This window comes from Bradyrhizobium sp. 35 (assembly GCF_023073215.1).
GTDB lineage: Bacteria > Pseudomonadota > Alphaproteobacteria > Rhizobiales > Xanthobacteraceae > Bradyrhizobium > Bradyrhizobium canariense_D.
Window position 1 is genome coordinate 328,132 of the sequence record NZ_JADPJC010000144.1, and the last position, 12,957, is coordinate 341,088.

A 12,957-nucleotide genomic window follows, 5' to 3' on the forward strand; every position below is an offset into this window, starting at 1 on the left:
TGACCCTAGGCAAAGTTGATAAACAATTTGGAAACCACGTTTCCTCGCTCGCAGGAACCGAAGCGGCTCACCCGGCATAGGCCTTGCGAGTACATGACACGCACCGGCGCCAGCGTCTCGAAACGCGACAATCTAGGCCGGTCAACGGTGATTGCGATGTTGAGTACTGGTCAACTGGACGTGGCGGACAACGGCACAGGCTCGGCCCTGGTGCCGCTGATGCCAGTTTTGCAGTGGGTCCACAAGGCCCCGCTGCCACGCCCCGATCCCAGCTTCGTCGCCCAGCTCATCGCCAATGCCGAGCATCTGCCCCAGGCGAGCCGGCTCCGCCGCGCTTCTTCCGAGGATGCGCAGGTCGCCTATGGCAGCAAGCGCCCGCTTCCGAGCGTTAGCGCGCGCACGCGGCAGGTGGCTTGAATCAGCGCGGCGCGTCGGGAGACGGCTGGGTGCCGTTGCCCGGCTGCAAATGAGGCGAGGGAATTTCCGGCGAGGGCGCACTCACAGGCTTCGGCGCCGGGTGATCCATCAGCACGGATTCGGCGACCGATTGTGCCGTGGGCGCGGGCGGCTCCGCCGGAGCTGGTCGCGGAGCGGACACTGGCTCGAACTTGGGCTCGAACTCATCCGCCGGCGTCTCGGCCTGGCGCTTGGTCTTGCGGGGCGCCGGCACCGTCGTTTCGGCGACATAAGCGACGCGGCGGCGGGTGCGCTGGGCGATGCCGCCGAGGAAATCGGCCATCGCGAGCAGCACCAGAAGGAAATAGGTGGAGTTGCCGAATTTCGGCCACATCACGAATTCGGCCGCAGCCGCGCCGAACACGATCAGCGACAGCAGATGATCCATCAGGAATTTCGAGCCGGGCCGCGCGCCCTTGACCACTTCGAGCAGCAGCAGCACGATACCTAGCGCGAGCATCACGTCGGCGAGCGTGACCGGCCAGGCCTCGCCCGTGATCATCGGCACTTTGAACAGCACGTCCGCAAAGGACACGCTCGGCATCAGGAATGCGATGATGTTGTAGACCGCGAGCGGGATCAGGAGCAGCGGGAAACCGACCATCGGCGAAATGCCTTCTCGATCAAGATATCCAGACAGGACAATGCGGCGGCGATGCATTCGCTCCGCCGCCGTCACTGTCATATCTCATGGGTGGGCCGAAATCAGGCAGGCCCGATCGTCCTGCCCACAGAAAGGTCCCGAACTCAGGACTCTTTCTTCTTCAGGACCTGACGGCCCTTGTACATGCCGGTCTTGAGGTCGAGATGGTGCGGACGACGCAGTTCGCCGGAATCCTTGTCTTCCACATAGGTCGGCTTCTTGATGGCGTCTGCCGAGCGGCGCATGCCACGACGGGACGGCGAGGTTTTTCTTCTCGGAACGGCCATTTCAATATCCTCTAGGGATTGGTGTTTTGGGGCATCGTCCGCGAGGGGACGGCTCAGCACCCGCAAACCGAGGCGAGCTGAATGCCGGTCAAGGCCGGGCTTATAGAGGAAGGCCTGCCTTAAATCTAGGGCTCTGGGCCGGAAAATGCGCCCGAAAAGGACCGGAAATCAGCGATTCTCCCGCCAGCAGGTCGAAAGTGAACTCGCCTGCGCTCGCGCCACATAGGTCCCGGCCAGCCGCCGGACACCCGGTCCCGGCGTCCTGGCGCTGCGTTTGACCGGATTCGGCAGGATAGAGGCTAGAAGCGCGGCCTCCCGGGGGGAGAGGTTCGCCGCCGACTTGCCGAAGGCATAGGCGCTGGCGGCCTCGGCCCCAAACTGGCTCTGCGGGCCGAGCTCGGCGATGTTGAGGTAAATCTCCAGGATCCGTGCCTTGGGCAGGACGAGATCGATCCACAGCGCCAACGGGAATTCCAGCGCCTTCCGGACGAAGTCCCGCCCCTGCCAGAGGAACAGGTTTTTCGCCACCTGCTGGGTGATGGTGGAAGCGCCCCGGAACGGGGTGCCGTCCTCCTTCGCATCGTCGATCGCCTCACGCAGCGCACCCCAGTCGATGCCGTGATGCTTGCAAAAATGGGCGTCCTCGGCCGCCACCACCGAGCGTGGCAGCGAGGGCGACATCGCCGCCAGATCGATCCATTCCCGCTGCATCGGCGCACCCCGCAGCGAGCGCCAGATCATCAGCGTCGAAACGGGATGGCCGGCACGGTAGAACGGCGCGACGACATAGGGCGCGAGAGCCGCGACCGCGAGCACCAGGAGAAGGGTTTTGACGACGCGCAAATCAACCTTTCCGGCGCAGAACGAAACGCGGCCACGGGCCCGGCATTAAGTCTGTGATAATTCGGGCCTTTTCCAGCACTTTTTAGGCCTTCCAAACGATTGACTGAGGCGGGCGCATAAAGGATTGTCCCGCCGAATTTTAGTTCTGGAGCCCTTCTTGATGACCGGCACGTCCCCGTCCGATTTCGCCAAACGTCTGGACAAGACCGCTGATGACACCGAGGCCCTGCTCGGGCGCCTGCTGTCGGACGACATCCTGCCCGATGAGATCGCCCGGCCCAAGCGACTGATGGACGCAATGCGCTATTCGAGCCTCAACGGCGGCAAGCGCCTCCGGCCCTTCCTGGTGGTCGAGAGCGCGGCCGTGTTCGGCGTGTCCCGCGAAGCCGCGCTGCTCGTCGGTGCGGCGCTCGAATGCATCCACTGCTATTCGCTGATCCATGACGATCTGCCGGCGATGGACAATTCGGACCTGCGCCGCGGCCGCCCGACCCTGCACAAGAAGACCGACGACGCGACCGCGATCCTCGCCGGCGACGGCCTCCTGACACTCGCCTTCGACATCATCACCCGCGACGAGATTCATCGCGACGCCAATGTGAGGCTTTTGCTGACCCGCGCACTCGCGCGCTGCGCCGGCATCGGCGGCATGGTCGGCGGCCAGATCCTCGACCTCGCCGGCGAAGGCCGCTTTGGCGGCAACGAGCCGATCGACGTCGCCCGCATTCAGCAGATGAAGACCGGCGCGCTGCTGCGCTACGGCTGCATCGCCGGCGCGATCCTCGGCCAGGCCTCGCAAAAGGAATATCAGGCGCTCGACGATTACGGCCGCGCGCTCGGCGAAGCCTTCCAGATCGCCGACGACCTGCTCGACGTCGAAGGCGATGCCGCCGCGCTCGGCAAGCCTGCCGGCGCTGATGCAGCGCTCGGCAAGACCACCTTCGTCACCCAGCTCGGCATCGAAGGCGCCAAGCAGCGCGTGCGCGATCTGCTCGCGCGCGCCGACAGCGCCGTGTCGATCTTCGGCGAACGGGCCGCCGTGCTGCAAGCGGCTGCGCGGTTCGTGGCCGAACGGAAGAGCTGATAGCGCGATGGCGGGCGGCAGCAAGGAAGACCCCGCCCTCGCCCGCTTTCGCAAGATGTCGCGGCCGATGCGGCTGATTTATGCGCGTCCGCGGACGTTCATGTCGCTTGCCGTTGGTATTCTCGTCTGCCTGCTCATCCCGGGTTCGCACCGGCTGGTCACGCGGCTTGTGTTCGGCTGGGATGCGTTGATCGCCGTTTATCTGGTGCTGGTCTACGCGATGATGCTGTGCAACGACCACCAGCACATCCGCCGCGCCGCAGCGATGCAGGACGACGGTCGCTTCGTGATCCTGCTGGTGACGGCGATCGGCGCCTTCGCCAGCATCGCCGCGATCGTCTCCGAGCTTGGAACGCCGCATCGCGGCGGCCTGGAGCTGAGCATCGCAATCACCACCATCGTATTGTCATGGGCCGCCGTGCACACAATCTTCGCTCTGCATTACGCGCATGATTATTACCGGCACGCCACGCCGGGCGGCCTTCAGTTTCCCAGCGGCGACAAGGAAGACCACGCAGATTACTGGGACTTCGTCTATTTCTCGTTCGTGATCGGCATGACCGCGCAGGTCTCCGATGTCGGCATCTCCGACAAGACCATCCGCCGCACCGCCACCGCGCACGGCATCGTCTCATTCATCTACAACACGGCCTTGCTGGCGCTGACGGTCAACATCGCGGCGAGCGCGATCTCGACCTGAACTCATTTCCGCAATCCTAGTTACAGACCTCGGCATTGCCATCGTTGCCCGGGCCGCCGCCGCCGCGATATTCGAGATGGCAGCCGCGGTTGACCGCACGACAGCCACTGTTGTTGCAGAATAGCTGTCCGCCACTCGAGCGGCGGCTGGCGCCAGCGGCAGCAGCGATGCCCGCAGCGCCACCAAAGCCGCCGGCCGCTCCGGCAGCCTCACCGCCGGCCTGACGACGCTGCCGTGCGGGACGCTCGTCGCCGTCGTCCCGCTTGGCGGTCGCAGGCTTGGCGGTCGCAGGCTTGGCGGCACGCTGCTTCTCGCACTCGTTGTCGTCGTTGAGCGCATAGCCATCACGGCAGACGATCTTGGTGCATTTGTCGCCGTCGGTCTTGAAGCCGTGCTCGCAAACCAGCGGACAGACGCGCGACTGTTTCGACTTGACCGTGTCGAGTGCATCGGTGCTCGCCACCTTCACGTCGAGCTTGGTGCCGGCATAACGGTTGAACTGCGATAACGACCGCTGCGCGGATGTCGTCCAGTTGCCGTCGGCGGCGCCGGAGAAGCAGCCGACGCGGCCGAGCTCGGTCTGTACCGAGCGGCTGAGATCGGCCGGCGCGATGGCCGGCGTCAGCGAGGCGACGTTGGTGCCGGCAGGGCCCGCCGTGCTGGCGGGCGCTGCACTCGGCGCCGCGGCGGCGAGATTGACGCGCTGCTGCTCGGCAGCGGCCGCCTGCTGCTGCGCCTGCTCCTTGGCCTTTTGCGCCGCAAGCTGTATCTGCTCGGCGGCCTCCGCATCGGCGGCTGCCTTGGCCTGCGTATCCTTCTGCGCGCCAAGTGCGGCAAGACGATCGCGCTCGGCCTCGGCCTGTTTCGCCTTCTCGGTGGCCGCCGCATGAGCCTGCTCGGCGCCGATTTTCTCGAGTTGCAGCTTGGCAAGGCTCGCATAGAAGCCGTCGGGATGCTGGGCGAGAAAGGCCTCCCACGCCGGCCGGTTGCCGACCTGGAGCGCGAGCTCGTAATCGCGGCGGATGTCGGCCTGAGGGTTGGGCGCAGCGGCAGCCGCAGCGGTCACCTTGACCGGCACCAGCGGCACGTCCTCGCCGCCGAGCGAGCCATAGACGAACGGCTCCTGCTTATTACCTGTCGACTTGAGCACGTCGTCGCGCACGAAGCCGAAGGCACGGCGGACGTCTAGGCCGGGCCTCGTCAGATGCTTCGACAGCGCCACCGTAAAGGGGCTGTTCGCACCGTCGCCATCCTGCGCCGTGAAACCGGCCTTGGCCGAATAGGCGATCAGCGTGTTCGAGCTGGTCGGCTCGACCTGGGCGAGGCCGCGGCCGACGCCGCGCGAGGCGATCGTGCGCTTCATGGTCTTGCCGAACGGATTGTCACGGCAGGCATCCAGGATCACCAGGCGAAGCTGCTTAGCCGGTTCGACCGCGACCAGGACGCGGTCGAGGGAGAGCGCCTCGTCAAAGACGTCGGTGTCACGCTCCAGCTTGGCGTCGACAGGGATCAGATAGTTCGAGCCTTCGACCTCGAGGCCGTGGCCGGCATAATAGACCACGGCGATATCGGCATCGCGGGTCCGGTCGGCGAATTCGCGCAGCACACGCCGGGTTTCCTGCGCCGTCAGGTCGTGCCGGGAATCGACGATGTCGAACCCGGCCTCCTTCAGCGTCCGGGCCATCACCGAACCGTCATTGACGGGGTTCGTCAGCGACGGCGCATGCTGATAGGCGGAGTTGGCGATCACGAGCGCGACGCGCTTTCCGGCGAAAGCAGGCCCGGCGCCGAATAGCAGCGCGACGGCGAGGAGGACTGGGCAAAGTCTGAGCAATTTGCGCATGACACGACTTCCGATTTCGGGGCGATTCGCGCCCTTTGGGACGGCTTTAGCAGGGTCCGTCGCGGACGCTTGTAACGGAGGTCACGAAGATGGCGCCGGCGGCAAGCCGAAAGGTCCCCTTGTTCGTCGCGCCAGTCCGGCCGCGGTTCGCCGCCAAACAGGTGCGCAGCAGGTTCCCTCAGACATCCCCGATGTGGCCCCGATATTGCGGCAGATTATCCGTAATCTCGTGCCAGGGCGCCTTCGACCCCACGAAAATGTGGGCGCTCGGTCGGATCGAGGGGGCACCGACCAGGGTTCCCATGGCGACGTGGACCCATTTTCCGTCGCGCACCCGGGAATAAAGCAACGAGCCGCAGCGGGCGCAGTGGGCGTCGTGGGTGGTTTCGTCACCGTAGATGGTGAGCTGGTTCTCGCCTCTGACGATGCGGAGCTTGCCCTGCTCGATGCCGGCGAACGGCTTGAAGGCAGCGCCGGTGGTGCGGCGGCAATTCGAGCAATGGCAGTTCATCGCATAGGAGAACGCGTCCGCTACCTCGTAGCGCACGGCGCGGCAGCAGCATTCGCCGATCAGGAAGGGAGCGTTCGAATTCTCTGATCCGGTCATCACAGCGTCCCAGCAAATGGTACGGACACCATAGCGCATTTTGACGTGTACGACTAAGTTCGCCCTGAGCCATCATTCAAAGGGATGACCCATGAGCCAGAACCGTTCGAGCGTCGAAGCCGTCGTGCAATCTTACTTCGACGGACTTTACGAGGGTGATGCCGAAAAGCTCGGCGCCATCTTCCATCCCTCCGCCGATTTGCGCTGGGTCGAGAAGGGCGAGCTGCAGGTGCTGACCGTGCCGGACTGGCTCGACCGCGTGCGCAAGCGCCCCTCCGGCAAGGCCGAAGGCAAGCCGCGCGAGGATTTCATCGTCACGATTGACCGTTCGGACGACAAGACCGCCTTCATCAAGGTCCGATGCCAACTGCCGCCGCGTTTTTTCACGGACTATCTGGTGGCTATGAAGCTCGCCGATGGCTGGCAGATCGTATCGAAGTCTTACCGGTATGATCTGCGAGAGTGAGGGGCCTAATCTTCCGCTGCCCGAAATCGGGCACACTCCTCCCACATCCTCCGTCATTGCGAGCGCAGCGAAGCAAGCCAGAGTCTTTCCGCGGAGGAAGACCGGATTGCTTCGCTGCGCTCGCAATGACGATGCGGATGGAGTGCATGCCGCATCTCTCCTCCGCCCCCGTCTCGCTCAAAAGGTCCACCATGCTTCTCGACCGCCGTTCGCTGCTCGCCTCGCTGTACTGGATCGCCGCCTCCCCCGCGCTCGCCGCAGACGCGCAGCCTGAGCTCGAAACCTATGAGCGCGAGAGTGGCGGCCGGATCGGGGTCTATGCCGAGAACCTCGCGACCGGCGCAAGGCTCGCCTGGCGCGCCGACGAACGGTTCGTCATGTGCTCGACATTCAAGGCTTCGCTGGCGGCATGCGTCCTGGCGCGGGTCGATCGTGGCGAGGATCAGCTTGCGGCCATGATCCCGTACGGCAAGGCCGACCTGCTGGAGTACGCACCGGTCGCCAAGCAGAACATTGCCGCCGGCGCAATGTCGGTCACCGAGATGTGCAAGGCGATCGTCGAGCTCAGCGACAACACCTGCGCCAATTTATTGCTGGCGCGGATCGGCGGTCCCGCCGCACTCACCGCGTTCTGGCGGTCGCTCGGCGACACCGCCTCGCGGCTCGACCACAACGAGCCCGAGCTCAACCGCTCACCGCCCGGCGATCCCCGCGACACCACGACGCCGGCGGCGATGGCAGGCAATCTGCGCCGGCTGCTCACGGGCGAGGCGCTGTCGGCCACCTCGCGCGCGCAGCTCACGGAGTGGCTAGTGGGCTGCAAGACCGGTGCGAACCGGCTGCGTGGCGGGCTCCCCGCAAGCTGGAAGATCGGCGACAAGACCGGCAACAACGGCAAGGACGCATCCGGCGACATCGCGGTGGCCTGGCCCAAGCCCGATACGAAGCCCGATGCACCGATCCTGATCGCGGCCTATACCCAGGGCGGCACGCCGAGCGCGGCGCAGATCGAAACCGTGTTCGCACGCATCGGCCGCATGGTGGCCGAACGGCTGGCGTAAAGCCGCACGCATTGACGTTGCGACCGCTTCCGGGTGAAGACAGACCATCATGGAAGCGAAATTTCAGACCTTTCTCATCCTGCTCGCCGTGCTGGCGGGCACCGCGCTTGTCGCGCGCCGCTTCAACATCGCGCCCGCCATTCTGCTGATGCTCTCAGGTGTCGGCCTTGCCTTCGTGCCGGGCATGCCAGCGGTCGAACTGCCGCCGGAACTGGTGCTGCTGATGGTGCTGCCGCCGCTGATCTACTCGGCGAGCGTCGCGATGAGCTGGCGCGAGTTCAAAAAGAATCTTCGCCCGATCGTGCTGCTGGCGGTCGGTGCGGTGATCTTCACCGCGGCGTTGGTCGCAACCGCCACGCATTATTTCATCGGCCTGCCCTGGACGATCGGCTTCCTGCTCGGCGCCATCGTCGCGCCGCCCGACGTGGTGGCGCCGCTCGCGATCGCGCGCCGGCTGCATCTGCCGCGCAGGCTGATGGTCATCCTCGAAGGCGAAGGGCTCGCGAATGATGCCACCGCTCTGATCCTCTACCGCTTCGCGCTCGCCGCAATCATGGTCGGGCAATTCTCGCTGCCTCTGGCAGGCGGCGAGTTCTTGCTCATCGTCGCCGGCGAGATCGCCTTCGGCATCGGCGTCGGTTGGCTCTCCCTGCGGTTCCGCAAATGGTCGGGAGACCCGCAGGTCGAGCTGACACTGTCGCTGATCACGCCCTACGTGTCCTACTGGCTGCCCGAGCATCTCGGCGGCTCCGGCGTGATCGCCACCGTCGCCTGTGGCCTCTATGTGAGCTGGAATGGCCCGCTGCTGATCTCGGCATCGACGCGCCTGCAAGGCATCTTCTTCTGGGACCTCGTGATCTATCTGATCGAGGGCTTGCTGTTCCTGCTCACCGGATTCCAGATGCGCGCACTCTACGAGAAATCGAAGGCGTTCCCGCTCGACGACATCATGATTGCGACTGCCGTGGTGCTGGCGGTGGTCGTGATCGCGCGCTTCGCCTGGCTCTATCCCGCGACCTATCTGCCACGAATGCTCAGCAAGTCGCTGCGTGCGCGCGATCCGTCACCACCATGGCAATGGCCGTTCGTGCTTGCGCTCACCGGCGTGCGCGGCGCGGTGTCGCTGGCGGCAGCACTGGCGCTGCCGTTCACGCTGCCGGGCGGCGAGGCCTTCCCGTTTCGCGACCTGATCCTGTTCGTCGCGTTCGGCGTCATCTTCGTCACACTGATCGGCGTCGGCCTCACGCTGCCCCCCGTGGTTCGTTGGCTCGGTGTCGCGGAAGCCGGTCGCAACGAGCATGCCGCCGAGCACGAGGCCGAGATCGCGGCACGGCGCCAGGCCCTCGACGCGGCGCTAAAGTCGCTCGACGCGCTGACCGAGGAAAAGGACGTGTCCGACGAGGTGATGCGGCTCCTGCGCGCCCGCCACGAGATCCGGGTCAACCAGCTGCCGGACTCGCTCGATCCCACCCACCACGACGTCTCCGCCGCCGGCACCGCCCTGACCCGCCGTCTGATCGCCACCGAGCGCAAGTTCATCCACGAGCTGCTGCGCGAGGGCCAGATCACCGACGAGACGCGGCGGCGGATCGAGCGCGATCTGGACCTGGAGGAGGCAAGCTTGGCAAACCGGGAGTACCGGGGAGGGCCGCTATAGATTCCCGTCATTGCTAGGGGCGCGAACTACCGCCTCTCGCAAAATTCCCTCATCGCCACCGCCACGGCGCCCGCAATGATCTCCTGCCGCTCCGGGGAGTTCATCGCCATCTCCTCGTCGCGGTTGATGATGGAGCCCGCTTCGAGCAGCACTGCGGCGCTGCGGGTCTGCGAGAGCACAACGAGCCCGTCATAGCGGTAGACGCCGACATCCTTGTCGAGCAATTGGCGCCGGTAGCGGCCCATCACCGGCAGGGTGTACTGGCTGGCATAGTGCAGGTCCTGCTGCTTCAGCTGCCTGCCGATCATCCGGGCCAGCATCAGGCTGGCGGCGAAGTGCGGATTCCGCTGCGACACGAACAGAGAGTGGCCCGAAAAGCGGTCGCTGAAATAGCTGTTCGCGCCGTCGAACTCCCAGCTCCCGAGCAGCTTGTCCGGCACCGAATCGTGATGGATCGACAGGAAGAGATCGGCCCGGGCGTCATTCGCGGTGCTGACGCGCTTGAACAGGCTCGGCCGCGCCTTGCCGTCCGTGACGAGCAACCGGGTCGCGGCAAAGCCTTCGGCCTTGAGCCTCGCCGTAATCAGACTTGCAAGCCGGAAGTTGAAGCCGAACTCCGTGTCGTTGCGCGCGCTCAACGCGCCGTAGGAGTCCGGGGTGTGCCCGACATCCACGAGGATCCGGAATTTCGACAGCTCACACTTGACCGGCGCGTGCGGCGGCTTGGGTTTCGCGATTTTCCGCGCGATAGCAGCATGACCAGAGTCTGCAGGCGCCAGCGACCATAGCAAGATCGACGCGACCAGCGTCGAGACGAGACTTGCGATGATGCTGCGCGGCTGTCCCAAGTACTACTCCGCTGCCGCTGTTCGCGGCCGGCCGACAAAGCCTGTGACGTCACCGAAACGCTCCAGCATCACCGCGGAAAGGTCCTTGGCCTTGCTGGTGACGCAGGCGCCCGAGCGCACGGCATGGCGATCCTGATGCGCGGCCTGCGGCGGCGGCTCGCCCTGCTGAAGCGCCCGCGCCAGCTCCATCACGACTTTCCGGAAATGCATGATACCGAGATCGGTCGGACCGAGATGCTCGCGGGTGCGGTCGGCGATCGGGCCCTGGCTGTCCTGCACGGCCGCATCCTGTTCGGAGACGCCCTTGATGCCGGTGTAGCTCCTGGTCTTCTGCATCTTGCGGTCGATCAGATAGTCGTTGCCCTTGTGGCGCAGCGGCACGTAATTGTCGCCAACCTCCGCGATCACGCCGTTGCCGCGGTCAAAGACGTCGCGCTCGGCTTGCGTCAGCGGCCGTTCCGGATTCCAGGCATAGGTGTAGATCCAGTAATTGGTGTCGGTGACGGGCACGAAAGTCTGCCCAAAGATGTTCTCACCCGGCATCGCGCTCGGGGCATAGGCGTGGAACGGCATCAGAAATTGCGCAATGCGCCAGTAGATGTTGTCGCCGCCGGTGAGCCGCCCGCCGGCGATGGTGAGGCCCGCTGCGTGCGCGGCGATCTTGATCACAGGGCGCGGATCCTCCGCGATCCAGCGCATGTGATCGCTCGACATCCGCGCGATCGGATTCACGAAATGCTTCTTGATGTCCAGGATCTCGTTCTCCTCCTTGTCGAAGGAGAGATGGGCGAAGGTGAAATGCGCGGTGTCGATCGAGCCTTCCAGCGCCTGCACCCAGTTGCAGTCCTGCCATTTCTTGCTGACATAGCGGTGCGAGGCCGGCAGCAGTGCCATTTCGAGATCGGGCAGCTCGGGCATCGCATCCGCGGGACCCATATAGGCCCAGATCATCTCGCCCCATTCGCGCGCCGGATAGGATTTGATGCGGATGAGATCCTTGGCGTTGAGGTCGGGATAGGAGGTCGGCATGTCGACGCAGCGGCCGTCGGTGTCGAACTTCCAGCCGTGATAGACACAGCGGATGCCGCATTCCTCGTTGCGCCCGAGCCAGAGATTGGCGCCGCGATGCGGGCAGTATTGATCGATGATTCCGACAACGCCGCGCGTATCGCGGAAGGCGAGCAGCTCCTCGCCGAGAACGATGATCTTCTTCGGCTCGCCGTCGGGTTCAGGGAGTTCTTCGGACAGCAGCACAGGAATCCAGAACCGGCGCAACAATTCGCCCATGCCCGTACCAGAGCCCGACTCGGTCAGGAATTTGTTGTCCTCGGCGCGGAGCATGGAAAATCCTCCCGACGGTCGTTGTTGCCGGCAAGATTGGCGCGGACGCGGGAAGACGTCAACGCGGAACGCGGCGCGCAGGCCGGTTAAACCGGCCGCTCCCCCTTCACCGTCACGCGCGTGCCGGAGCGCGTGTGCGGCCAATAATCCCACATCGCGCGGTGCTGGGTGCAGCGGTTGTCCCAGAAGGCGATGGCATTCTCTGTCCAGCGAAAGCGGCACTGGAACAGCGGATTCTCGGCGTGCTGGTAGAGATAGGCAAGCATCGCCTCGCTCTCGTCGCGCGGGATGCCGTTGATGTGGCGGGTGAAGCCGCGGTTGACGTAGAGCGCCTTCTTGCCGGTGACCGGATGCGTGCGCACCACGGGATGCTCGGCACTCGGATAGGACGGGCGGTCGGCGACGCCGTAATTGGCGTAGAGCCCGCGATAGATCGGCTCGCCGTCATGCAACGCAGTCAGCCCGTCGAGATAGGCCTTCATCCGGTCCGACAGCGCCTCGTAGGCCGCATACATGTTGGCGAACAGCGTGTCGCCGCCGCGCGGCGGGCACTGCTTGATGTAGAGGATCGAGCCCATCGGCGGCTCGTGATCGCAGGACACGTCGGAATGCCAGCCCTCGCCATTGGCCCGCGGCGAATTCGCATCCGCATAGATCTTCATCAGGGCCGGGTCTTCATCCTCATGCGGCGCGGCGGGATGGAAATGCAGCTCACCGAACTTGCGGCCGAAGGCGAGATGCTGTTGTGGCGTGATGTGCTGGTCGCGGAAGAAGATGACGAGGTTTTCGGCAAGCGCGCGGTGGACCTCGTCCATCTGCCGGTTGGAGCGCGCATCGTCGGAGACGAGCTTGCCGATGTCGACGCCCGAGATTTCCGCGCCGATGATCGGGGTCAGCTTTTCGACCGCGATGGTCTCGTAAGGCGCGCCGTCGTCCGTCGCGTGGCGATAGCGCGGGCCCTGCTTGCCGGCGAGTGAGCTCATGGCGTGTCTCCCGATGCATTCTTGCTTGGGAGCATCGTAGCAATGTAGGGCGGCTTAGCGAAGCGTAACCCGCCACTTCGCGCCTGCAAAAATAAGGCGGGTTACGCTTTCGCTAACCCGCCCTACGATTCCTGATCT

The 12,957-nt window shown here is 64.9% G+C and carries 14 protein-coding genes; 6 read left to right on the forward strand and 8 right to left on the reverse strand.

What is annotated here, in order from left to right:
- The first annotated feature begins 156 nt into the window (after window positions 1–156).
- The gene (locus tag IVB36_RS30225) at window positions 157–417 is read left to right on the forward strand and encodes a hypothetical protein (RefSeq protein ID WP_026233054.1); all 261 of its coding nucleotides are present in this window, start codon (window positions 157–159) and stop codon (window positions 415–417) included.
- Between the two features lies 1 nt (window position 418).
- On the opposite strand, the gene IVB36_RS30230 is transcribed toward IVB36_RS30225, so the two are convergent.
- The 3 genes from IVB36_RS30230 to mtgA form a co-directional block, all read right to left on the reverse strand.
- Complete coding sequence (locus IVB36_RS30230) at window positions 419–1,060, reverse strand: hypothetical protein (protein WP_026233053.1); 642 nt, start codon at window positions 1,058–1,060, stop codon at window positions 419–421.
- A gap of 143 nt (window positions 1,061–1,203) precedes the next feature.
- Complete coding sequence (rpmF, locus tag IVB36_RS30235; RefSeq protein ID WP_007598106.1) at window positions 1,204–1,386, reverse strand: 50S ribosomal protein L32; 183 nt, start codon at window positions 1,384–1,386, stop codon at window positions 1,204–1,206.
- Window positions 1,387–1,554: 168 nt separating this feature from the next.
- Window positions 1,555–2,229, reverse strand: coding sequence for a monofunctional biosynthetic peptidoglycan transglycosylase (gene mtgA / locus IVB36_RS30240; RefSeq protein ID WP_018455922.1), 675 nt, complete (start codon window positions 2,227–2,229; stop codon window positions 1,555–1,557).
- Window positions 2,230–2,389: 160 nt separating this feature from the next.
- Here mtgA and IVB36_RS30245 point away from each other — a divergent pair, with 160 nt between their 5' ends.
- Both IVB36_RS30245 and IVB36_RS30250 read left to right on the forward strand, forming a co-directional pair.
- On the forward strand, window positions 2,390–3,313 hold the full coding sequence (locus IVB36_RS30245) for a polyprenyl synthetase family protein (protein ID WP_085361935.1): 924 nt from the start codon (window positions 2,390–2,392) through the stop codon (window positions 3,311–3,313).
- 7 nt (window positions 3,314–3,320) lie between these two features.
- Window positions 3,321–4,013 carry a DUF1345 domain-containing protein gene (locus IVB36_RS30250; RefSeq protein ID WP_018455920.1) on the forward strand — a complete coding sequence of 231 codons (693 nt, stop codon included), beginning with the start codon at window positions 3,321–3,323 and terminating at the stop codon, window positions 4,011–4,013.
- A 16-nt stretch (window positions 4,014–4,029) separates the two neighbouring features.
- Here IVB36_RS30250 and IVB36_RS30255 read toward each other — a convergent pair whose 3' ends face one another.
- Both IVB36_RS30255 and IVB36_RS30260 read right to left on the reverse strand, forming a co-directional pair.
- Complete coding sequence (locus tag IVB36_RS30255) at window positions 4,030–5,856, reverse strand: caspase family protein (protein ID WP_247295918.1); 1,827 nt, start codon at window positions 5,854–5,856, stop codon at window positions 4,030–4,032.
- Window positions 5,857–6,034: 178 nt separating this feature from the next.
- Window positions 6,035–6,463 (reverse strand): GFA family protein, encoded by a 429-nt coding sequence (locus IVB36_RS30260; protein ID WP_247394056.1) that lies wholly within the window; start codon window positions 6,461–6,463, stop codon window positions 6,035–6,037.
- A gap of 91 nt (window positions 6,464–6,554) precedes the next feature.
- Between IVB36_RS30260 and IVB36_RS30265 the strand changes: the two genes are divergently transcribed.
- From IVB36_RS30265 to IVB36_RS30275, 3 genes are all read left to right on the forward strand, one after another.
- Window positions 6,555–6,929 carry a nuclear transport factor 2 family protein gene (locus IVB36_RS30265; protein ID WP_007598116.1) on the forward strand — a complete coding sequence of 125 codons (375 nt, stop codon included), beginning with the start codon at window positions 6,555–6,557 and terminating at the stop codon, window positions 6,927–6,929.
- A gap of 191 nt (window positions 6,930–7,120) precedes the next feature.
- Window positions 7,121–7,990 carry a class A beta-lactamase gene (gene bla / locus IVB36_RS30270; RefSeq protein WP_026233052.1) on the forward strand — a complete coding sequence of 290 codons (870 nt, stop codon included), beginning with the start codon at window positions 7,121–7,123 and terminating at the stop codon, window positions 7,988–7,990.
- Between the two features lie 49 nt (window positions 7,991–8,039).
- Window positions 8,040–9,647, forward strand: coding sequence for a Na+/H+ antiporter (locus IVB36_RS30275; RefSeq protein ID WP_247394059.1), 1,608 nt, complete (start codon window positions 8,040–8,042; stop codon window positions 9,645–9,647).
- A gap of 26 nt (window positions 9,648–9,673) precedes the next feature.
- Here the strand turns inward: IVB36_RS30275 and IVB36_RS30280 are convergent, their stop codons facing one another.
- The 3 genes from IVB36_RS30280 to IVB36_RS30290 all read right to left on the reverse strand — a co-directional run bounded on the left by IVB36_RS30280 (window position 9,674) and on the right by IVB36_RS30290 (window position 12,819).
- Complete coding sequence (locus tag IVB36_RS30280) at window positions 9,674–10,495, reverse strand: N-acetylmuramoyl-L-alanine amidase (RefSeq protein WP_018455915.1); 822 nt, start codon at window positions 10,493–10,495, stop codon at window positions 9,674–9,676.
- A 3-nt stretch (window positions 10,496–10,498) separates the two neighbouring features.
- Window positions 10,499–11,836, reverse strand: a complete 1,338-nt coding sequence (locus tag IVB36_RS30285) for a Rieske 2Fe-2S domain-containing protein (RefSeq protein ID WP_247394063.1) — start codon at window positions 11,834–11,836, stop codon at window positions 10,499–10,501.
- An 86-nt stretch (window positions 11,837–11,922) separates the two neighbouring features.
- Complete coding sequence (locus tag IVB36_RS30290) at window positions 11,923–12,819, reverse strand: TauD/TfdA family dioxygenase (RefSeq protein ID WP_204513101.1); 897 nt, start codon at window positions 12,817–12,819, stop codon at window positions 11,923–11,925.
- Between the last annotated feature and the right edge of the window lie 138 nt (window positions 12,820–12,957).